Source organism: Streptomyces sp. NPDC052114, from assembly GCF_040680155.1.
In the GTDB taxonomy this organism is placed as follows: Bacteria; Actinomycetota; Actinomycetes; order Streptomycetales; family Streptomycetaceae; genus Streptomyces.
In genome coordinates this window covers 216,276-235,112 of the sequence record NZ_JBFAWC010000003.1, presented here as the reverse complement: position 1 = coordinate 235,112, position 18,837 = coordinate 216,276, and the positions used below count along the sequence as shown (strand labels likewise).

Annotated in this window: 18 protein-coding genes; 12 read left to right on the top strand and 6 right to left on the bottom strand. The window is 72.0% G+C overall.

The window, feature by feature from the left end; translation table 11 throughout:
* The first annotated feature begins 68 nt into the window (after positions 1–68).
* Positions 69–197 (top strand): hypothetical protein, encoded by a 129-nt coding sequence (locus AB0L89_RS08005; RefSeq protein ID WP_365136123.1) that lies wholly within the window; start codon positions 69–71, stop codon positions 195–197.
* Here AB0L89_RS08005 and AB0L89_RS08000 read toward each other — a convergent pair.
* Positions 191–1,792 (bottom strand): metallophosphoesterase family protein, encoded by a 1,602-nt coding sequence (locus AB0L89_RS08000; protein ID WP_365136120.1) that lies wholly within the window; start codon positions 1,790–1,792, stop codon positions 191–193. The two genes, AB0L89_RS08005 and AB0L89_RS08000, sit on opposite strands and share 7 nt — an antisense overlap.
* Before the next feature lie 151 nt (positions 1,793–1,943).
* Between AB0L89_RS08000 and AB0L89_RS07995 the strand changes: the two genes are divergently transcribed.
* The 3 genes from AB0L89_RS07995 to AB0L89_RS07985 all read left to right on the top strand — a co-directional run bounded on the left by AB0L89_RS07995 (position 1,944) and on the right by AB0L89_RS07985 (position 4,808).
* Positions 1,944–2,984, top strand: a complete 1,041-nt coding sequence (locus AB0L89_RS07995; RefSeq protein ID WP_365136117.1) for a 3-isopropylmalate dehydrogenase — start codon at positions 1,944–1,946, stop codon at positions 2,982–2,984.
* Positions 2,985–3,231: 247 nt separating this feature from the next.
* Positions 3,232–4,323 carry a branched-chain amino acid aminotransferase gene (locus tag AB0L89_RS07990; RefSeq protein ID WP_365137166.1) on the top strand — a complete coding sequence of 364 codons (1,092 nt, stop codon included), beginning with the start codon at positions 3,232–3,234 and terminating at the stop codon, positions 4,321–4,323.
* Between the two features lie 140 nt (positions 4,324–4,463).
* The gene (locus AB0L89_RS07985) at positions 4,464–4,808 is read left to right on the top strand and encodes a hypothetical protein (protein ID WP_365136115.1); all 345 of its coding nucleotides are present in this window, start codon (positions 4,464–4,466) and stop codon (positions 4,806–4,808) included.
* A gap of 7 nt (positions 4,809–4,815) precedes the next feature.
* Here AB0L89_RS07985 and AB0L89_RS07980 read toward each other — a convergent pair whose 3' ends face one another.
* Complete coding sequence (locus AB0L89_RS07980; protein ID WP_365136112.1) at positions 4,816–4,986, bottom strand: hypothetical protein; 171 nt, start codon at positions 4,984–4,986, stop codon at positions 4,816–4,818.
* 51 nt (positions 4,987–5,037) lie between these two features.
* Complete coding sequence (locus tag AB0L89_RS07975; protein WP_365136109.1) at positions 5,038–6,441, bottom strand: cytosine permease; 1,404 nt, start codon at positions 6,439–6,441, stop codon at positions 5,038–5,040.
* A gap of 165 nt (positions 6,442–6,606) precedes the next feature.
* Here AB0L89_RS07975 and ureA point away from each other — a divergent pair, with 165 nt between their 5' ends.
* The 6 genes from ureA to AB0L89_RS07945 all read left to right on the top strand — a co-directional run bounded on the left by ureA (position 6,607) and on the right by AB0L89_RS07945 (position 14,170).
* Complete coding sequence (gene ureA, locus AB0L89_RS07970) at positions 6,607–7,311, top strand: urease subunit gamma (protein WP_365136106.1); 705 nt, start codon at positions 6,607–6,609, stop codon at positions 7,309–7,311.
* Positions 7,308–9,029: an urease subunit alpha gene (locus tag AB0L89_RS07965; RefSeq protein ID WP_365136103.1), complete on the top strand. Its 1,722-nt coding sequence runs from the start codon at positions 7,308–7,310 to the stop codon at positions 9,027–9,029. The genes ureA and AB0L89_RS07965 overlap by 4 nt, the downstream gene beginning before the upstream one ends.
* Before the next feature lie 10 nt (positions 9,030–9,039).
* Positions 9,040–10,053, top strand: coding sequence for an agmatine deiminase family protein (locus AB0L89_RS07960; RefSeq protein WP_365136100.1), 1,014 nt, complete (start codon positions 9,040–9,042; stop codon positions 10,051–10,053).
* 14 nt (positions 10,054–10,067) lie between these two features.
* Positions 10,068–10,700, top strand: a complete 633-nt coding sequence (locus tag AB0L89_RS07955; protein ID WP_365136097.1) for a TetR/AcrR family transcriptional regulator — start codon at positions 10,068–10,070, stop codon at positions 10,698–10,700.
* Positions 10,701–11,142: 442 nt separating this feature from the next.
* On the top strand, positions 11,143–12,747 hold the full coding sequence (cimA, locus tag AB0L89_RS07950; protein ID WP_365136094.1) for a citramalate synthase: 1,605 nt from the start codon (positions 11,143–11,145) through the stop codon (positions 12,745–12,747).
* A gap of 70 nt (positions 12,748–12,817) precedes the next feature.
* Entirely contained in the window at positions 12,818–14,170 is a 1,353-nt protein-coding gene (locus AB0L89_RS07945; RefSeq protein WP_365136091.1) for a hypothetical protein, read from the top strand.
* 574 nt (positions 14,171–14,744) lie between these two features.
* Here the strand turns inward: AB0L89_RS07945 and AB0L89_RS07940 are convergent.
* From AB0L89_RS07940 to AB0L89_RS07930, 3 genes are all read right to left on the bottom strand, one after another.
* Complete coding sequence (locus AB0L89_RS07940; protein WP_365136089.1) at positions 14,745–15,479, bottom strand: hypothetical protein; 735 nt, start codon at positions 15,477–15,479, stop codon at positions 14,745–14,747.
* A 25-nt stretch (positions 15,480–15,504) separates the two neighbouring features.
* A complete protein-coding gene (locus AB0L89_RS07935) occupies positions 15,505–16,056 on the bottom strand; it encodes a hypothetical protein (protein WP_365136086.1) in 552 nt (183 codons plus the stop codon).
* A 97-nt stretch (positions 16,057–16,153) separates the two neighbouring features.
* Positions 16,154–16,774 carry a YceI family protein gene (locus AB0L89_RS07930; protein ID WP_365136083.1) on the bottom strand — a complete coding sequence of 207 codons (621 nt, stop codon included), beginning with the start codon at positions 16,772–16,774 and terminating at the stop codon, positions 16,154–16,156.
* Between the two features lie 388 nt (positions 16,775–17,162).
* Between AB0L89_RS07930 and AB0L89_RS07925 the strand changes: the two genes are divergently transcribed.
* Together AB0L89_RS07925 and AB0L89_RS07920 are read left to right on the top strand one after the other, a co-directional pair.
* Positions 17,163–17,705, top strand: coding sequence for a hypothetical protein (locus AB0L89_RS07925; RefSeq protein WP_365136080.1), 543 nt, complete (start codon positions 17,163–17,165; stop codon positions 17,703–17,705).
* 120 nt (positions 17,706–17,825) lie between these two features.
* Positions 17,826–18,668 (top strand): DUF4097 family beta strand repeat-containing protein, encoded by an 843-nt coding sequence (locus AB0L89_RS07920; RefSeq protein WP_365136077.1) that lies wholly within the window; start codon positions 17,826–17,828, stop codon positions 18,666–18,668.
* Positions 18,669–18,837: the final 169 nt, after the last annotated feature.

Sequence of the window (18,837 nt, the reverse complement as noted above, 5' to 3'; positions counted from 1 at the left end):
TGCCGCTCCGCCGCTCCCCGCCCTTCCGGCGTCTCGAAAGCACCCTTCCCTCAAGGAGTGGATCCCCCATGGCCGAGACGACCGCCCGCCGAGTCCGTCACAGCTCCCGTACGACCGACACCGAGCGCAAGAACGCCGCCGCCGCCCTCCAGCGGGCCCTCGACCGCAGGGACAACGGCGGCGAGACGGGTCACTGAGTCCCGCGTACGACCTCGAAGTGGTCGATGCGCTCGCCGCTCTCGGCGAGCGCGGAGACCGCCAGCTTCGGGTGCGCGCCGGCCGTCACCTCCACCGCGAGGAACGAGAAGCCGGTGTAGCGCACCCGTGACCACGCGACGGTGTCCGGGTCGGGCTGCCGCTGCTTCGTCCAGTGGAAGGTCGCGACGGAGTCGTGGTCGCGGACGTGGCCCTCGTAGCTGTCCTCGACCCCGGCACCGAAGCCGTACAGGTCCTTGCCCGCGCCGCCCGCGGTGACATACACGATGCCGTCGCGCGTCGGATCGGTCGACGCGCCGACCGGCACGGGCCTGCCGACCTCGCCGCCCCTGATGGCGTCCGTGCGTTCGTACACGTGGTTGTGGCCGTTGACCACCAGGTCCACCTGGTGCTCGGTGAACAGCGCCAGCCACGCGTCGCGCACCCCGCCGTCGGAGGCGTGCGTCGACGTCGAGTACGCGCAGTGGTGGAAGAAGACGACGACGAAGTCGATGGCGTCGTCGGCGCGCAGCTCGCCGAGCCGCTGGTCGAGCCAGGCGGTCTGCTTCCCGTCCGAGTAGCCCCTGTTGGCGGGGATCTCGTACGAGACGTCGTTCGCGTCCAGCGCGACGACGCCCACGTTGCCGTACCGGAACGAGTAGACGCCCGGCGCGTTCCTCGGGTCGAAGCCGCTCTCGGGCAGCGACCAGCGGGCCGACTGGCCGCCGTAGCCGTTGGGCGAGTACCACGCCTCCATGTCGTGGTTGCCGGTCGTCACCATCCACGGCACCGACTTCGCGACGGTCTCCGTCTGCGCGAGGAAGGTGTCCCACACGCGCGCGTCGTAGGTGTCCGACTCCTTGCCGTGCCCGGTGGTGTCCGCGTAGCAGATGTCGCCGGCGTGCAGATGGAAGGCCGGGTTCTGGCCCAGGATCACCTGGTCGTTGGCGAGTGCGTGATAGCTGACGCCCTGGTCGCCGAAGGCCGTGAAGACGAACGTCTCCGGCCGTGCGGGCGCGGTCGTGAACGTGCCGAGCGTCGCCATCCGTTCGGGGGACGCCGGGTCGAAGCCGTCGTGGCCGACGCCGTAGTAGTACGTCGTGCCGGGGCTGAGGCCGTCGAGCGCCGCGTGCAGGTAGTACTGCTCCACCGCGGGCAGCTTCTTCGACAGCGACGGGGTGTGCAGGTCGCGCACCTCCGCCTCGATCTTCCGGCTCAGCTCCCAGGGCTTCGATCCGACGCGTACGTAGGGGGACTTGACCGCGAGCGGCACCTGCCAGGAGATCCGCATCTGCGTCCTCGGGTCCGCCCCGAAGGCGAGGTGCCGTCCGAAGGGTGCGACCAGGCGGCCGTCGACCGTCACCGGTCTCACCGGCGCGGCCGGGGCGGCGGCGGTCCGCGCGGAGGGGGTGCCCGCGCCGCGCGCGCCGCTCGAACCGCCCGCGAGCAGGCCGATGCCGCCGACCGTCCCGGCCGTGGTGAACGCGCTCGCGAGCACCCGGCGCCGCGAGAGCCGCCCGCGCAGGTACGCGTGCTGCTCGGGCATGCTCATGCGGGCCGCGAGCCGCTCCGGGATGCCGACCTCGGGAGTGTCCATGCCGGAAGGATTTCCCGGCCGACCCCAACTCCGGGCGGGCGCCGAGGTGAAGAGCGGGTGTCCATGTGGTGGCGGGCGGACCGGGTGACCAGGGGTGTCCGCATGCCGGACGCCGAGTGTCATCCCCTGGGACGGAGAGTAGGGTGCCGTCATGTCTCGCAGCATCAATCTCGCAGTCATCCCCGGAGACGGCATCGGCCAAGAGGTCGTGGCCCAGGGGCTCAAGGTCCTCAACGCCGTGCTCCCGCAGGACGTGAAGCTGGAGACGAAGGAGTTCGACTTCGGCGCCAAGCGGTACCACGCCACCGGTGAGACCCTCACCGACGCCGACGTGGAGGCCCTCAAGCAGCACGACGCGATCCTCCTCGGCGCGATCGGCGACCCCTCGGTGCCGTCCGGCGTCCTGGAGCGCGGCTTCCTGCTGAAGCTCCGCTTCCTCTTCGACCACCACGTCAACCTGCGGCCCTCGAAGCTGCTCCCGGGCGTCGCGACCCCGCTCGCCGGGCAGCCCGAGATCGACTTCGTCGTGGTCCGCGAGGGCACCGAGGGTCCCTACACGGGCAACGGCGGCTCGATCCGCACCGGCACCCCGCACGAGGTCGCCACCGAGGTCTCCGTCAACACCGCCTTCGGTGTGGAGCGCGTGGTCCGCGACGCCTTCGCCCGCGCCCAGGCCCGCCCGCGCAAGAAGCTGACGCTGGTCCACAAGAACAACGTCCTCGCCTACGCCGGTCACCTCTGGACGAACGTCTTCAACGCGGTGGCCAAGGAGTTCCCCGAGGTCACCACCGACTACATCCACGTCGACGCGGCGACGATCTACCTCGTCACCGACCCGGGCCGCTTCGACGTGATCGTCACCGACAACCTCTTCGGCGACATCATCACCGACCTCGCCGCGGCCGTCTCCGGCGGCATCGGCGTCGCGGCCTCGGGCAACATCAACCCGAGCCGCGAGTTCCCGTCCATGTTCGAGCCGGTGCACGGCTCCGCGCCGGACATCGCGGGCCAGGGCAAGGCCGACCCGTCGGCCACCGTCCTGTCCGTCGCCCTCCTGCTGCGCCACCTCGGCTACGAGACCGAGGCCGCCCGCATCGAGGAGGCCGTCTCCGTCGACCTCGCCGAGCGCGGCGACACGGTCCGCAGCACCGAGCAGATCGGCGACGCGCTCGCCGTACGAGTAGCGGGCTGACCCGGCTGCTCCCCACCGCAGGAAAGAAGCCGCCGGGTCCGACAAGGCACCCGGCGGCTTCTCGTATCTGGGCCCCGGGTGTCACCATCGACCCCCGGGCCGCATTCATGCCGTTTCTTCCTCAGGACTCCGCGAGCGATAATCGAACGTGGGGCCGTGAAAGACAGGGAAGCTCGGACGTCCTAGTACCGGAAGTACGGACGTGAGCGCGGTCCGTCACCATCACACCGTGAAGGACGTAGCACTCATGACGACGACGCCGACCATCGAGCTCAAGCCCTCCTCGACCCCCCTGGCCACCGCCGAGCGCGAGGCGATCCTGGCCAGTCCCGGGTTCGGCCGCCACTTCACCGACCACATGGTGACGATCAAGTGGACGGAGGGCCGCGGCTGGCACGACGGTCAGCTCGTGCCGTACGGCCCGCTCGCCCTCGACCCGGCGACGAACGTCCTGCACTACGCCCAGGAGATCTTCGAGGGCCTGAAGGCCTACCGCCAGCCCGACGGCACGGTGGCCACCTTCCGCCCCGACGCCAACGCCCGCCGTTTCCAGGCCTCCGCGCGCCGCCTCGCCATGCCGGAGCTGCCCGTCGAGACGTTCATCGAGGCGTGCGACCTGCTGGTCCGCCAGGACAAGGACTGGGTCCCGGCGCACGGCGGCGAGGAGTCCCTCTACCTGCGCCCGTTCATGATCGCGACCGAGGTCGGCCTGGGCGTGAAGCCCGCCAACGAATACCTCTTCGTCGTCATCGCCTCGCCCGCCGGCGCGTACTTCCCCGGCGGTGTGAAGCCCGTCTCGATCTGGCTCTCCGAGGACCGCGTGCGCGCCGTGCCCGGCGGCATGGGCGACGCCAAGACCGGCGGCAACTACGCCGCGTCGCTGCTCGCGCAGGCCGAGGCCGCCGAGAAGGGCTGCGACCAGGTCGCCTACCTCGACGCCGTCGAGCACAAGTGGGTCGAGGAACTGGGCGGCATGAACCTGTACTTCGTGTACGGCGACAAGATCGTCACCCCCACCCTCACCGGCTCCATCCTGGAGGGCGTCACCCGCGACTCGCTCCTGGCCGTCGCGCGTGACCTCGGCTACGCCTCGGAGGAGGGCCGCGTCTCCATCGACCAGTGGCAGCGCGACTCCGAGAACGGCACCCTGACCGAGGTCTTCGCCTGCGGCACCGCCGCGGTCATCACGCCCGTCGGCACGGTGAAGTGCAACGCGGGCGAGTGGCAGCAGAGCGGCGGCGAGCCCGGCGAGGTCACGATGAAGCTCCGTGAGGCGCTGCTGGACATCCAGCGGGGCACGGCCAAGGACCAGCACGGCTGGATGCACGACCTCGGCTGAGGGCCGGGCGGTACGTTCAGGGCCCTGCCCCGGGGGTGTGACGCCCCTGGGGCAGGGCCCTGTCGCTTCCGTGCGGGCGGTCGGTGGCTTGTCGCGCAGTTCCCCGCGCCCCTTACGGGGCTCGTCACCGCGCGGTCAGCGTGAGACTCGCGGGTACGGCCTCGCACGCCCCACAGAACGCCTTCGACCGGTTGGCGCCGAACGGCACCCTGGTCTCCGTCGGCCACACCGGTGGCGACGACGAGCACTTCCCGCACGGCGCGCTGTTCGGCGACGGTGGCCGCCACAATCGCACCCTCGCCACGTTCTACCTGCTGGACTGCCCGGACCTCGGCCCGGACCTGACGTGGCTGGCGGCGGGGATCGCGGCCGGTGACCTCGACGCGGGCCAGGCGTGGCGGGGTGCCTGGGAGAAGGCGCCGGAGGCGGTCGACGTACTGCTCGACCGCCGCCTGCACGGCAAGGCGATCCTGGACATCGCCTGAGGGAGGGCTACTCCGCGGACTCGCCCTCGTTCTTCCCCTCGTCGTTCTTCTCGTCCTTCTTCTCGCCTCCGCCTGCCGACTCCCCGCCCGGCGAGTGGCTGAAGACGTCGACCAGGCCGAGGACCGCCGAACCGGCGCCCTTCGCCGCGCGTACGCCGAGTTCGATCAGCTCTTCCATGAGTCCCGCTCCCCGTATTCGTGTTTGTTTCCGCTGGTCAAGGCGGTCTGCTCAGGCTACGAGATCGGGGACGCGGGTCGTACGCGGGGTGAGCGCCAGATAGGCCGCGCCGCCCACCACCCCCGACAGCAGGAAGCTGCAGTCGACGCCGCCCGTCAGGGAGAGCAGCGGGCCCTCGTACGAGGGGAGCGACACCGCGAGCAGGCCGACCGCCGCGCCCAGCGCCCAGGAGGCCGTGGCCCGCGGGTTCCAGCCGCCCCGGTACCAGTAGACGCCGCCCCGGGAGCGGCGGTTGAAGACCTGGAGGGCGTCCGCGTCGTACTCCCCGCGACAGCGCGCGAAGCCGATCAGCGTGATGACCGCCCAGGGCGTGCCGATGGCGGTCAGGAGCAGCACGAACGAGGTCATCGCGTCCTGCGCCTCCCACGCGTAGTGGCCGACGAAGACGCAGGCCGTGGCGGTGACGGCGACGGTGTACGTGGCGCGGGCGCGTGAGGCGCGGGGCAGGATCGCGTCCAGGTCGAGGCCCATCGAGTAGAGCATCAGGCCCGCGTTGCCCACCGAGCCCGCGGAGGCGGCGAGCAGCAGCGGGAGCAGATACCAGGAGGGCGACGCCTCGACGAGCCCGCCCGCGTAGTCGAGGGCGGCGCGCGCCGCGTACGCCGTGAACGTACCGAAGAGCTGCGGGATCAGCAGGCCTGCGAGCAGCCCGAGCCAGGCCGCGCCGAGCACCGCGCGGGAGCCGTGCCGCACCGGGGAGATGTAGCGGGTGTAGTCGCCGAGCAGCGTGATGAAGGCGACCGGCCCCGACAGGCCCGCCGCGACCAGGGCGAGCAGCCACGTCGGCCAGAACGAGCCGAGCGCGTAGCCGCCCGCGCCCGGCAGCGCGGACGTCGTGAAGTCCGGCGCGTACGCGACGAGTCCGAGGACCAGGAGCGCGGTCATGCCGACGGCGAGGACGCGGGACAGGCGCAGCAGCACGCGGTAGCCGAAGACCGCGCCGACCACGGTGGCGGCGGCGAGCAGGGCGTAGACGACGCCGTACGAGAGTCCGCCGGCGGGCAGGCCGAGCAGGCGGTGCAGGGTGCCCACCATCACGTCGCCGCCGATCCAGATGGTCAGCGCGGTGTAGCCGAGGGAGAGCAGCAGCCCGACGACCGAGCCGACCAGCCGCCCGCGCACCCCGAACTGCGCGCCGGAGGAGGTCGAGAGGTTCGTGCCGGTGCGCAGCGAGACGAGGGCGAGCGGTGCGGTCAGCGCGGTGCCGAGCACCGTGCCCGCGACCACCGCGCTCACCGACTGCCACCAGTTCAGGCCGAACGACACCGGCAGCCAGCCGAAGATGATCACCCCCAGGCAGAGGTTCGAGCCGATCAGGATCGACACGAGATCGCGAGGGCCGCTGGTGCGCTCCTCGTCCGGGATGGTGTCGACTCCGCGCTGTTCTATCGGCATGAGGGTGCCCCTGACGCTCGCTGGTCCCGATGGTTGCCCTACTTTTGAGCAGCGCTCAATGTGGCGCGAATGCACCTCCTGCGTCAATGCTTCCCGCGTGCGGATTTCGTGGTTAGAGTGTTGCTCTAAACGTGGAACATGATCGGGAACAGGAAGGAACGGCGCGTGCGACTCACGCCCACCGAACGCGACCGGCTGCTGCTCTTCGGCGCGGCCGAGCTCGCCAGGTCCCGCAGGGCCCGCGGCCTCAGACTCAACGTCCCCGAGGCCACCGCGCTGATCGCCGACACCGTGTGCGAGGCCGCCCGTGACGGCGCCCGGCTCGCCGAGGCGGTCGAGCGCGCCCGCTCCGTCCTCGGGCCCGACGACGTCCTGCCGGGCGTCGCGGACGTGGTGACCGAGGTGCACGTGGAGGCCGTCTTCGACGACGGCTCGCGCCTCGCGGTGGTCTCGGACCCGATCGGCGACGGGCTCGGCGCGCAGGCGCCCGGCGCGCTCCTGCCCGGCCCGGCGCACGAGGACCCCGAGCCGGTCGTGACGCTGACCGTGCACAACACGGCGACCGTGCCCGTCTCGGTGACCTCGCACTTCCATTTCTTCGAGGCCAACCCGCGGCTCGACTTCGACCGGGCCGCCGCCTACGGTCTGCGGCTCGCCGTGCCCGCCGGGTCGTCCGTCCGCTTCGGGCCCGGCGAGAGCGCCGACGTGGGGCTGCTGCCGATCGGCGGCGCCCGGATCGCGATCGGCTTCGCGGGCCTGGTGGACGGGCCCCTCGACGCGCCCGGCGCCCGCGAAGAGGCGCTGCGCCGCGCCGCCGCCTGCGGCTACCTCGGCGTACCCGACACGACTGAGCAGGAGGTCGAGCGATGAGCCGCCCCGGAGGTCACCCCGCCGAACCGCGCCGCCTCACCCCGTACGAGTACGCCGCCACCCACGGCCCCCGCGCAGGTGACCGGGTCCGGCTCGGCGACTCCGGTCTGACGATCCGGGTGGAGTCGGATGCGCAGTTGTACGGGGACGAGTTCCTTGCCGGGTTCGGGAAGACGGCCCGGGACGGGTTGCATCTGAAGGCTGCCGCTGTCCGTGAGACGTGTGACGTGGTGATCAGCAACGTCGTGGTCATCGACGCCGTGCAGGGCATTCGGAAGGTGTCGATCGGGATCCGGGAGGGGCGGATCGCCTCCATCGGGCGGGCCGGGAATCCCGACACCCTCGACGGCGTCGACGTGGTCGTCGGCACCGGCACGTCCATCGTGTCGGGGGAGGGGCTCATCGCCACCGCCGGCGCCGTGGACACCCACGTCCACCTGCTCTCGCCGCGGATCATGGAGGCGTCGCTCTCCTCCGGTGTGACCACGATCATCGGCCAGGAGTTCGGGCCGGTGTGGGGCGTGGGCGTCAACTCGCCCTGGGCGCTGCGCCATGCGTTCAATGCCTTCGACGCCTGGCCGGTCAACATCGGCTTCCTGGGCCGGGGTTCGTCCTCCCACGACGCCCCGCTGATCGAGGCGCTCGCGGAGGGCGGCGCGTCCGGCTTCAAGGTGCACGAGGACATGGGCGCGCACACCCGGGCCCTGGACACGGCGTTGCGGGTGGCGGAGGAGCATGACGTCCAAGTCGCCCTGCACAGTGACGGGTTGAACGAGTGTCTGTCGGTCGAGGACACCCTGAAGGTCCTGGAGGGGCGGACCATCCATGCCTTCCATATCGAGGGGTGCGGTGGTGGTCACGTACCGAATGTGCTGAAGATGGCGGGCGTGCCGAATGTGATCGGCTCCTCGACCAACCCGACGCTGCCCTTTGGGCGGGACGCGGTTGCCGAGCACTACGGGATGATCGTGTCGGTCCACGACCTGAAGACCGATCTGCCCGGGGACGCGGCGATGGCCCGCGACCGCATTCGTGCCGGGACGATGGGTGCGGAGGACGTGCTGCACGACCTGGGCGCGATCGGGATCACGTCCTCGGACGCGCAGGGCATGGGCCGGGCCGGGGAGACCGTGCGCCGCACGTTCGCGATGGCGGGGAAGATGAAGGCCGAGCTGGGCCCGATGGAGGGCGACGGCGCGGACGACGACAACGCGCGCGTGCTGCGCTACATCGCCAAGCTGACCATCAATCCCGCCCTCGCCCATGGTCTGGCCCACGAGGTCGGCTCCATCGAGGTCGGCAAGATGGCCGACATCGTCCTCTGGCGCCCGCAGTACTTCGGTGCCAAGCCGCAGATGGTCCTCAAGTCAGGCTTCCCCGCCTACGGGGTCACCGGCGACCCGAACGCGGCCACCGACACCTGCGAACCCCTCGTCCTCGGCCCGCTGTTCGGCGGGCACGGCCCCGTACCGGCCGACATCTCCGTGGCCTTCGTCGCCCAGGCCGCCGTCGACCAGGGCAACGACACCATGCCCACCCGCAGGCGCCGCGTCGCCGTCCGGGGCACCCGCGGCATCGGCCCCGCCGACCTGCGCCTGAACTCCCGTACCGGAGCCGTCGACGTCGACCAGCGCACCGGCCTGGTCACCCTCGACGGCGACCCGGTCCGCTCCGAGCCCGCCGACTCCGTCTCCCTCAACCGCCTGTACTTCCTGTGAGGACCCCGCGATGACCTTCCGCATGCCCCCCGAGTGGGCCCCGCACGAGCGCACCTGGATGGCGTGGCCGAGCCCCAACCCCACCTTCACGAACGAGCGGGAACTCGCCGAGGCGCGGGCGGCCTGGGCGGGCGTGGCCCGCGCCGTGCGCCGCTTCGAGCCCGTCACGATGATCGTCGGCACCGGCCAGGCCGAGTCGGCCCGCGCGCTCCTCGGCCCCGACGTCGAGCTGGTCGAGCGGGAGCTGGACGACGCGTGGATGCGGGACATCGGCCCCACCTTCGTCCACGACGGCGAGCGCCTCGCCGCGGTCGACTGGACGTTCAACGGCTGGGGCGCCCAGGAGTGGGCGCGCTGGGAGCACGACGCGAAGATCGGCCGGCACGTCGCCGACCTCGCGGGCGTCCCCGTGCACCCCTCGCCCCTCGTCAACGAGGGCGGCGGCATCCACGTCGACGGCGAGGGCACCGTCCTGCTCACCGACACCGTCCAGCTCGACCCGCACCGCAACCCCGGCCTGACCCGCGAGCGGGTGGAGGAGGAGATCCACGCCCGCATCGGTACGGAGAAGGCCATCTGGCTGCCGCGCGGACTCACCGGCGACTACGGACAGTTCGGCACCCGCGGCCACGTCGACATCGTCGCCGCCTTCGCCGCCCCCGGCGTGGTCCTCGTCCACTCCCAGCAGGACCCCGCCCACCCCGACTTCGAGGTCAGCGAGGAGATCGTCGCGACCCTGCGCGGACAGACCGACGCGCGCGGCCGCACCCTGGAGATCGTCGAGGTGCCCGCCCCGACCGTCCTGAAGGACGACGAGGGCTGGGTCGACTACTCGTACATCAACCACTATCTCTGCAACGACGGCGTCGTCCTGTGCGCCTTCGACGACCCGAACGACGAGGTCGCGGCGGGCATCTTCCGCCGTCTCTTCCCCGGCCGGACGGTGACGCCCGTCGACGCCCGTACGATCTTTGCCGGGGGCGGTGGCATCCACTGCATCACCCAGCAGCAGCCGAAGGTGTGATCAAGGAGTACGGGATGGCAGGGCAGGCCCGCGCGCGGAAGAACGCCCCACCGCGTGAGGACGTGCTGTCCGCCGCCATGGAGATGATCGCCGAGCGCGGCCTGGAGAAGCTGACCATGGCCGCGCTCGGCCGCGCGGTCGACATGAGTTCGGGCCATCTCCTCTACTACTTCCGCACCAAGGACGAGCTGCTCCTGCGCACCCTGGAGTGGAGCGAGGGCCGCCTCGGCGCCGAGCGCGGCCGGCTCCTGGCCCGCGCGGGCACGGCGCGCGAGCGCCTCGACGCCTACGTCGAGCTGTACGTCCCCGACGGCGTCGGCGACCCCCACTGGACGCTCTGGCTGGAGGTCTGGAACCGCTCCCTGAACGCCGACGAGGAGGGCCGCGACCGGCAGGCCGCCATCGAGGGCGCCTGGCACCGCGACCTGGTGGCGCTGCTCGCCGAGGGCGTCTCGCGCGGCGAGTTCGGCGCGGTCGACCCGGACCGGTTCGCGGCGCGCCTGCGGGCGCTGCTGGACGGCTTCTCCATCCACGTGGCGATCGGCCTGCGCGGCACGGGACGCGAGCAGGTCCTCACACACGTGCGGGAGTTCCTGGACGGGACGCTCGCCCCGGACGACGCTCGGGACCCCCGGCGGCCTGTCTAGGCCGTACGCGGTCCGACGGACTGCCGGGCGTCGGGTGGTGGCTTGTATCCCCCCGCCACGTGCGGTGAGACCGGAGTGAACAGAGAGATCCACGAGGTCAGAGCGATCTGAGCGAAACAGGCCCCGCGCGGGCGGCACGTCCACGCGCCGCCCGCATCGTGAGACGAGGCCGCGCGGGGCGCGCGCGCTGTGGCAGCATGCCCCCGTGCTCTCGTTCGCCATGATTATTGGCAGCAGGCGCGCCGGTCCGCAGTGACCGCCTCGTACCACCACGTACGGGCGGACACCGTCGTCCTCGACCCGCGCGCAGACCTCTCGCACCCGCGAGGGGTTTTTTCGTTTCCCGGCCCAACCGCAGCCGGGCACGGAGCGCACGGGATCATGGGGGGCGGTGGCGCCGGTCCTTCCGGTAGACCGAGATCCGAATCAGGAGCCAGACAGCATGACGGAAACCAGCACACCCGACGATTCCTTCCATGTCTTCGACACGACGCTGCGCGACGGCGCGCAGCGCGAAGGCATCAACCTCACCGTCGCGGACAAGCTGACCATCGCCCGCCATCTGGACGACTTCGGCGTGGGCTTCATCGAGGGCGGCTGGCCCGGCGCCAACCCGCGCGACACCGAGTTCTTCGCGCGGGCCCAGCAGGAGATCACCTTCCGGCACGCCCAGCTCGTCGCCTTCGGCGCCACCCGCCGCGCCGGCGCCAAGGCCGCCGACGACCCGCAGGTCAACGCCCTGCTCGCGTCCGGCGCCCCGGTCATCACGCTGGTCGCCAAGTCCCACGACCGGCACGTCGAGCTGGCCCTGCGCACCACCCTCGACGAGAACCTGGAGATGGTCCGCGACACCGTCTCCTATCTGCGGAGCCAGGGGCGGCGCGTCTTCGTCGACTGCGAGCACTTCTTCGACGGCTACCGCGCCAACCCCGAATACGCCAAGTCCGTCGTGCGGGCCGCCGCGGAGGCGGGCGCCGACGTCGTCGTCCTGTGCGACACCAACGGCGGCATGCTGCCCGCGCAGGTCCAGGCCGTCGTGGCCACCGTCGCCGCCGACACCGGCGCCCGGCTCGGCATCCACGCCCAGGACGACACGGGCTGCGCCGTCGCCAACACCCTCGCCGCCGTCGACGCCGGCGCCACGCACGTGCAGTGCACGGCCAACGGCTACGGCGAGCGCGTCGGCAACGCCAACCTCTTCCCCGTCGTGGCGGCCCTGGAGCTCAAGTACGGCAAGCAGGTGCTGCCCGAGGGCGCGCTGCGCGAGATGACCCGCGTCTCGCACGCCATCGCCGAGGTCGTGAACCTGACCCCCTCGACGCACCAGCCGTACGTGGGCGTCTCCGCCTTCGCCCACAAGGCCGGGCTGCACGCCTCCGCGATCAAGGTCGACCCCGACCTGTACCAGCACATCGACCCGGACCTCGTCGGCAACCGCATCCGCATGCTCGTCTCCGACATGGCGGGCCGCGCCTCCATCGAGCTCAAGGGCAAGGAGCTCGGCATCGAGCTCGGCGACGACCGCGATCTGGTCGGCCGCGTGGTGGCGCGCGTCAAGGAGCGCGAGCTCCAGGGGTACACCTACGAGGCGGCCGACGCCTCCTTCGAGCTGCTGCTGCGCGAGGAGGCCGAGGGCAGGGCGCGCCGCTACTTCCGCGTCGAGTCCTGGCGGGCCATCGTCGAGGACCGCCCCGACGGCACGCACGCCAACGAGGCGACCGTGAAACTGTGGGCCAAGGGGGAGCGCATCGTCGCCACGGCCGAGGGCAACGGCCCCGTCAACGCCCTGGACCGCGCGCTGCGCGTCGGCCTGGAGCGGATCTACCCCCAGCTCGCCAAGCTGGAGCTGGTGGACTACAAGGTCCGCATCCTGGAGGGCAAGCACGGCACGTCCTCGACCACGCGCGTCCTGATCTCCACCTCCGACGGCGTCGGCGAGTGGTCGACGGTCGGCGTCGCGGAGAACGTCATCGCCGCGTCGTGGGGGGCGCTGGAGGACGCGTACACGTACGGGCTGCTGCGAGCCGGCGTCGAGCCGGTCGAGTAACCCGCCCGCGACCTCGGCTCCACCCCTCCCCGGGCCTCCGTCGGCGGCGCCCCTGAGTTACGTTCGAAGCATGAGGAATCGGACGAAGCGGATCACCGTCGGTCTGTCCGGGCTGCTGCTCGCCCTGGGTGCCGTGTCGATCACGGCGGCGCCCGGGGCCTTGGCCGCGCCCGATGCCCCGGCCGGGCCCGGGGCGCTGTCGGCGTCCAGCGTGTCGGTGGTCGCCGACGCCTGGGAGAAGAGTCCGGTGTACGTCGATCCCGCGGCGTCGGACCAGCTGTCCGACGCCCAGGCGGACGCCCTCGCCCAGAAGATCAAGAAGGCGGACAAGCCGGTCTTCGTGGCCGTGCTGCCCGACGACTTCCCGCAGCAGGACCTCTTCAGGAAGCTGCGGGCCGAGACCGGTGTGACGGGGGTGTACGCGGTGCGGCTGGGCAGCGCCTTCGACGCGAAGGCCGACCGTTCGGTCCTGCGGCCCAACGCCGTCGAGAACCTCGTCGCGCTCGTCCAGGGCGAGGACACGAACCGGCAGCTCAACCACTTCGTCGACCAGGCCGTCGTCCAGGCGGGCGGCACGGCTCCGCAGTCCTGGGGCGGGGGCTCGGACGACGGCGTCTCGGTGGGCGCGCTCGTCGGCGTCGGCGTGGTGGCCGTCGCGGGTGTCGGCACGGCGTACGCCGTGGTGCGGCGCAAGAAGCGGCGGCACGAGGAGGAGCAGCGCGAGGCGCTGCGCAAGCTGGCGGTCGTCGTCGACGAGGACATCACCGCGTTCGGCGAGGAACTGGAGCGGCTCGACTTCCACCCCGCGGAGGCGGGGGCGGACGACGCGATGCGCGCGGACTACGAGCGGGCGCTCGACGCGTACGAGAAGGCGAAGTCGTACATGGCGGCGGCGACCCGGCCCGAGGACGTGCGGGGGGTGACGCAGGCGCTGGAGGACGGCCGGTTCTCGCTGGCGCTGCTCGCCGCGCGGCGCGAGGGGCGGCCGTTGCCGGAGCGGCGGGCCCCGTGCTTCTTCGACCCGCGGCACGGGCCTTCGGCCGAGGACGCGACGTGGGCGCCGGCGGGCGGGGCGGCGCGGTCGGTGCCGGTGTGCGCCGCGGACGCGGCGCGGCTCGCGGACGGTGAGGACCCGATGGTGCGGACCGTGGCGACGGAGTCCGGGGAGCGGCGCCCCTACTGGGAGGCCGGGCCGGCGTACGGGCCGTGGGCGGGCGGCTACTTCGGCGGCGGCATCCTGCCGGGTCTCCTCATCGGCACGATGCTGGGCGGCATGATGTCGAGCCCCGCCTACGCGGCGGACTACGGCTCCGACTACGGCGACTTCGGCGGCGGCGACTACTCGGGTGCGGACTTCAACGCGGACGACTTCGGCGGAGGCGACTTCGGCGGGGGCGGCGACTTCGGAGGCGGCGGCTTCTGACTGGCGGGGGCGCCTTGGGCGGTGCGCCTCCTGTCCGTCTTGGGGCGGGGCTGCGTTGGCGTCTTGCGGTGTGTGGTCTGCCGTCTCGGGGGCGGGCGTCGTTGGCGTCTGCGCCTTGTCGGGTCTGCGCGGTTGCTTCGTCTGTGGGGCGGGGCCGCGGGGGTATGTGCGTACTCGCCATCCCTGCGCCCCGCCTCAAGTCCAAAGGCGCTATTGCTGGCTCGGTGCTCCGTTCGCACATACCCCCACGTCCCCTCGGGAGCGCTTGCGGGCGCGGCCCGGTGGGGGCCGGTGCGCTCGCGCTGCGCCCGGTGGGCAACCTGCCGCCGGTCCCGCCGCTGTGGGCGGCGGCGCTGTGGGCGTCTGGCCGTCCCTGCTGTGGGCAGGCGTTCCGCAAGGCGGAACGGGTGGGCACAGCCCACGGTGCCGGGCAGCGGGAAGCGTGGCTCCAGCCCCGGCGCAGCCGGACCGTGCCGGGTGGCGATGACCGTGGCGCCCGCCCCGGTGCAGGCGGGGAAGAACCCCGGTGCCGGGCGGCGATGAGTGTGGCCCCAGCCCGGCGCAGCCGGAGCGTTCAGGGGCGCAGTAGCGTGAGGTCCTCGCCCCAGGAGTCGACCGTGCCCCCGTGCCCCGCCCCCCGCGCCGCCCGCTCCACCAGAGCGAACAGCGCCCGCTGTGCGACCAGATCGCCGTCGGCGACGATGCGGTCGAGGACGGGCAGGAGACGGGGAAGCGACCAGTGCGGGGCGCCCAAGGGATACCTGGCCAGCTCCCACTCCAGGTACTTGTTGTACGGCCGCACCCGCCCGTGCAGCGCGAACAGCGCGGTCAGGAACCACGGCACGCTCTCGGCCGCGTCGAGGTGCGCGGCCCGACGGCGGCCGTCGCGATGGCTCTTGGCCGAGCGGTAGAGCGAGTTGATGTAGGCGTCCAGGCTGTCGGCGGCGAGCCGGCGCGCCTCCTCCGGGGTCAACGTCGCCTTGCGCGCCACCAGTTCGGCGACCCCGCCGTCCAGCCGGTCGAGCAGGACCCGGCAGTGCACGAACGCATACCTGTCCCACGCGTACGCGTCCCCCGGCAGCCCGCGTGTACGGAACCGCGACAGCGGCAGCACCACCGCGTCCAGCTCCGGCGAGCGCAGCCCCGCCAGGTCCGTCGTCTCCGCGTCGTCCGCGGTGATCACGTACATGTCGTGGTCGGAGTGCTCCGTCGCCATGTCCTCCCGCGCCCGTGAGCCGCTGAGGACCAGGCCGACGACGCCGGGATCCGCCTCGGCTCGCGTCACGTAGGTTTCGAAGGCGTTGCCCATGAGGACGACGGTATCCCCTCGTTCCTCAGCCGAGTCGGGGCGCCGCCCGGTCCGGTGGCGGCATCGTCCACTGGCCCGAGTGGCCCGGTGGGAGTGCCAAGTCCCTGCGTACCGCCGCGTAGTAGCCGTGACGCGCACCGCGCTGGCGCTCCAGCAGATCGCTCCAGGCCCGGGGATCCCGCGTCCCGTCACGCAGGAACCGTTCCATCTCGATCACCGTCACCACCCACGTCCGCGCCTGCTCCACCACGTCCGGCGCGCCCAGCATCAGCAGCGCCTCGCCCGCCGGATCCCGCGCGTCGGCGGCCTCGGTGAGCTGGCGTTCCGCGTCCGTGGGGGAGAGCGGGTGGGGATGGGGGTCGTTGCCGAGGTGCGCGGCCAGCCGGTAGGTGAGGGTGACGGTCTGCTTCAGGACCCTGGCGTACTCGGTGTAGACCGCGAGCCGCCGCTCCTCCCACCGGGCCGCCTGCTCCCGCCGGAACCGGATCCGGTCCCCGCGCATGATCGCGACGTAGGAGCCGAGGGCGCCGATGATCACGCCGATGAGCGCGGGCAGTTGCTGTATGAACTCGGGCACGGCGAAACCGTAGCCGAGCGCCCGCCGTCCGTGGGGGCGGAGGCGGGCGCGCTCGTGGTGCGGCTCGGCCGGTGCGCCGGCCGGAGCTGACGGTGGATCAGCCGGCGTTCTTGATGGCCGAGATGTCGAAGTTCAGCTTGATCTTGTCGGAGACGAGGACGCCACCGGTCTCCAGCGCCGCGTTCCAGGTCAGGCCCCACTCCGAGCGCAGGATCGTCGCCTTGCCCTCGAAGCCCACGCGCTCGTTGCCGAACGGGTCCTTCGCCGAGCCGTTGAACTCCAGGTCGATGGAGAGCGGCTTGGTGGTGCCCAGGATCGTCAGGTCACCGGTGATGCGGTAGTCGTCGCCGCCCAGCGCCTCCGCCTTGGTGGAGCGGAAGGTCATCTCGGGGAACTCGTCGGTCTTGAAGAAGTCCGCGCTCTTCAGGTGACCGTCACGGTCGGCGTTGCCGGTGTCGATGCTCTCCATCGTGACGTCGATGGAGGCCGTCGAGGCGGTCGGGTCCGCGCCGTCCAGGTGCAGCGTGCCCGAGAAGTCGAGGAAGGAGCCCTTGACGTTCGTGACCATGGCGTGCCGGGCGACGAAGCCGATCGTCGTGTGCGCCGGGTCGATCGTGTAGTCGCCGGTCAGCGCGGCGAGCTCCGGGTTCACCGCGGCGGTGGCGGCGGCCGGGGCGGCGGTGGTGTCGGTGTCGTTCTTGCGGCCGAAGAGACCCATGACGTGCTCCTTGGGGACGAGCTCCTGTGGGGAGCTGCTGTTGAATGTTCAACGAGATTGAATGTAGCGCGATTCGGTTCAACATTCAACCTCTAGCGGAGTGTGCCCGGGATGTGACGCGCCGGGGTCGCGCGGTGGTACTCAGTCTCTCCGTGCCCCGGTGATTCCGCGCGGCGTGGCGGGGGTGATGTCCGGTGGTGGCGCGTGTCGTCGCGTGGCGTCATGTGGCGTCATGTGGCGTCGGTGTGGTGCCGGTGTGGTGCCAGATTTTTTTCGCTCCTTTTCTTGCACTGCTGACCTGCGCAAATGTCGTCATCGGGACGCGCGTGGGGCGCGCATGGCGCCCGTGGCACTTGCTGTGGCGCCAGAGTGATGCCACTATGGCGTCATGAACCTCACGCAGTACGTCGACCAGCTCCGGCAGGAGCTCGCGGTCGCCGCCGAAGCCGGCGGCGAAGAGGCCCGCGCCCTGGCCGAGCGCCTCACCGCCCCGCTGGAGTCGGCCACCCGGCTCACCCTGCTCAACGCCCTGTCCGCCGCCGCGGAGGAGATCACCAGCGATCTCGCGCCGGGCTCGGTCGACCTGCGGCTGCGTGGCCTCGATCCCGAGTTCGTGGTGACACCCCCGCCGTCGGTCGACACGTTCGACGCCCAGGCCGAGTACGCGGCGCTCATGTCGGCGCAGCCGGCACCCCCGCCGCCGCCCCCCGCCCCCGACGCGGCGGACGACGGCACCACCGCCCGGATCAACCTCCGCCTCCCGGCCCACCTGAAGGCCCGCGTCGAGGAGGCGGCGAACCGCGACGGCCTCTCGGTCAACGCCTGGCTCGTCCGCGCGGTCTCCGGCTCGCTCGACCAGCCCGGCGGCCGGGCGCCCACCCGCCGCGAGTCCCGCCGGGAGGGCAACGGCTTCACCGGATGGGTGCGGTAGCCCCCGTCCGGAGGCCGCCGGCACACCGCCCGCGCACAGCAACGCACTTCACCCACACCGAGCCGCCGAGCCCCGCCAGCGGAGCGTTCGGGCTCGCAGAGCCACGAGGACGGGACAGCCATGCCTTCTTACGACACTCCGAAGCCCATCACCGTCGACGTCAGCCTCTACGCCGGGCGCCTGCGGGTCGTCGCCGGTGACCGCGCCGACACCGTCGTCGAGGTGCGTCCCACCAGCGAGAGCCAGGAGCTGGACGTCAGGGCCGCCCAGCGCACCCACGTCGAGTTCTCCAACGGCAAGCTGCTGATCAAGGGCCCCAAGGACCGCCTGCTGTTCAGCAGGAGCAACCCGTCGGTCGACGTCGAGATCGCGCTGCCCGCCGGCTCCGCCCTGTACGCCGCCACCACCGCGGTGCACCTCACCGCCGAAGGCACCCTCGGCGACTGCGAGTTCAAGACGTCCGCGGGCGACGTGCAGGTCGAGCGGGCGGCCCGGGTCAAGCTGGGCACCGGCTTCGGCGAGATCGCCGTGGGCCGCGCGAACGGTGCGGCCGACATCAGCACGGGCTCCGGCCAGATCCGCGTCGGTGAGGCGACGGGCCCCCTCGGCATCAAGAACTCCAACGGCAGCGTCCACCTCGGCGACATCGAGGCCGCCGCCACCGTGAAGACCGCCAACGGCGCCATCACCGTCGACCGCGCCACCGCCGACGTCACGCTCAAGACCTCCAACGGCGCGATCGAGGTGGGCGAGCTGGTGCGCGGCACCGCCGTCCTGGAGTCGGCCGCGGGCCGGATCAAGGTCGGCATCCGCCAGGGCACGGCCGCCTGGCTCGACGTACGCACGAAGTTCGGTGTCGTGGACCAGGAGCTGGAGGCCTCGGACGCGCCCGGCGAGCCCACGGACACCCTCAAGCTCCAGGCCCGCCTGGGCATGGGTGACATCACCGTCCACCGCGCCTGAGGCCCTCGCCCCCCTGGCCCCCGGCGCTCGCCCGTAGCGGCCTTCCTTCCCTGCCGGCTCCGGCTGCGCCCCTCTTTCCCTCCACCCCCGCTGTCGCCCAGGCAGCCGTCCGGAATCAGTTTCGAACTGGTGTCCGGTACCGAGGCTGCCCCCACCCGAAAAGGAACGG

Coding starts and splice junctions, on each gene's coding strand:
- AB0L89_RS08005 (WP_365136123.1), top strand. CDS start 69: ATGGCCGAGACGACCGCCCGCCGAGTCCGTCACAGCTCCCGTACGACC.
- AB0L89_RS08000 (WP_365136120.1), bottom strand. CDS start 1,792: ATGGACACTCCCGAGGTCGGCATCCCGGAGCGGCTCGCGGCCCGCATG.
- AB0L89_RS07995 (WP_365136117.1), top strand. CDS start 1,944: ATGTCTCGCAGCATCAATCTCGCAGTCATCCCCGGAGACGGCATCGGC.
- AB0L89_RS07990 (WP_365137166.1), top strand. CDS start 3,232: ATGACGACGACGCCGACCATCGAGCTCAAGCCCTCCTCGACCCCCCTG.
- AB0L89_RS07980 (WP_365136112.1), bottom strand. CDS start 4,986: ATGGAAGAGCTGATCGAACTCGGCGTACGCGCGGCGAAGGGCGCCGGT.
- AB0L89_RS07975 (WP_365136109.1), bottom strand. CDS start 6,441: ATGCCGATAGAACAGCGCGGAGTCGACACCATCCCGGACGAGGAGCGC.
- AB0L89_RS07965 (WP_365136103.1), top strand. CDS start 7,308: ATGAGCCGCCCCGGAGGTCACCCCGCCGAACCGCGCCGCCTCACCCCG.
- AB0L89_RS07960 (WP_365136100.1), top strand. CDS start 9,040: ATGACCTTCCGCATGCCCCCCGAGTGGGCCCCGCACGAGCGCACCTGG.
- AB0L89_RS07955 (WP_365136097.1), top strand. CDS start 10,068: ATGGCAGGGCAGGCCCGCGCGCGGAAGAACGCCCCACCGCGTGAGGAC.
- cimA (WP_365136094.1), top strand. CDS start 11,143: ATGACGGAAACCAGCACACCCGACGATTCCTTCCATGTCTTCGACACG.
- AB0L89_RS07945 (WP_365136091.1), top strand. CDS start 12,818: ATGAGGAATCGGACGAAGCGGATCACCGTCGGTCTGTCCGGGCTGCTG.
- AB0L89_RS07940 (WP_365136089.1), bottom strand. CDS start 15,479: ATGGGCAACGCCTTCGAAACCTACGTGACGCGAGCCGAGGCGGATCCC.
- AB0L89_RS07930 (WP_365136083.1), bottom strand. CDS start 16,774: ATGGGTCTCTTCGGCCGCAAGAACGACACCGACACCACCGCCGCCCCG.
- AB0L89_RS07925 (WP_365136080.1), top strand. CDS start 17,163: ATGAACCTCACGCAGTACGTCGACCAGCTCCGGCAGGAGCTCGCGGTC.
- AB0L89_RS07920 (WP_365136077.1), top strand. CDS start 17,826: ATGCCTTCTTACGACACTCCGAAGCCCATCACCGTCGACGTCAGCCTC.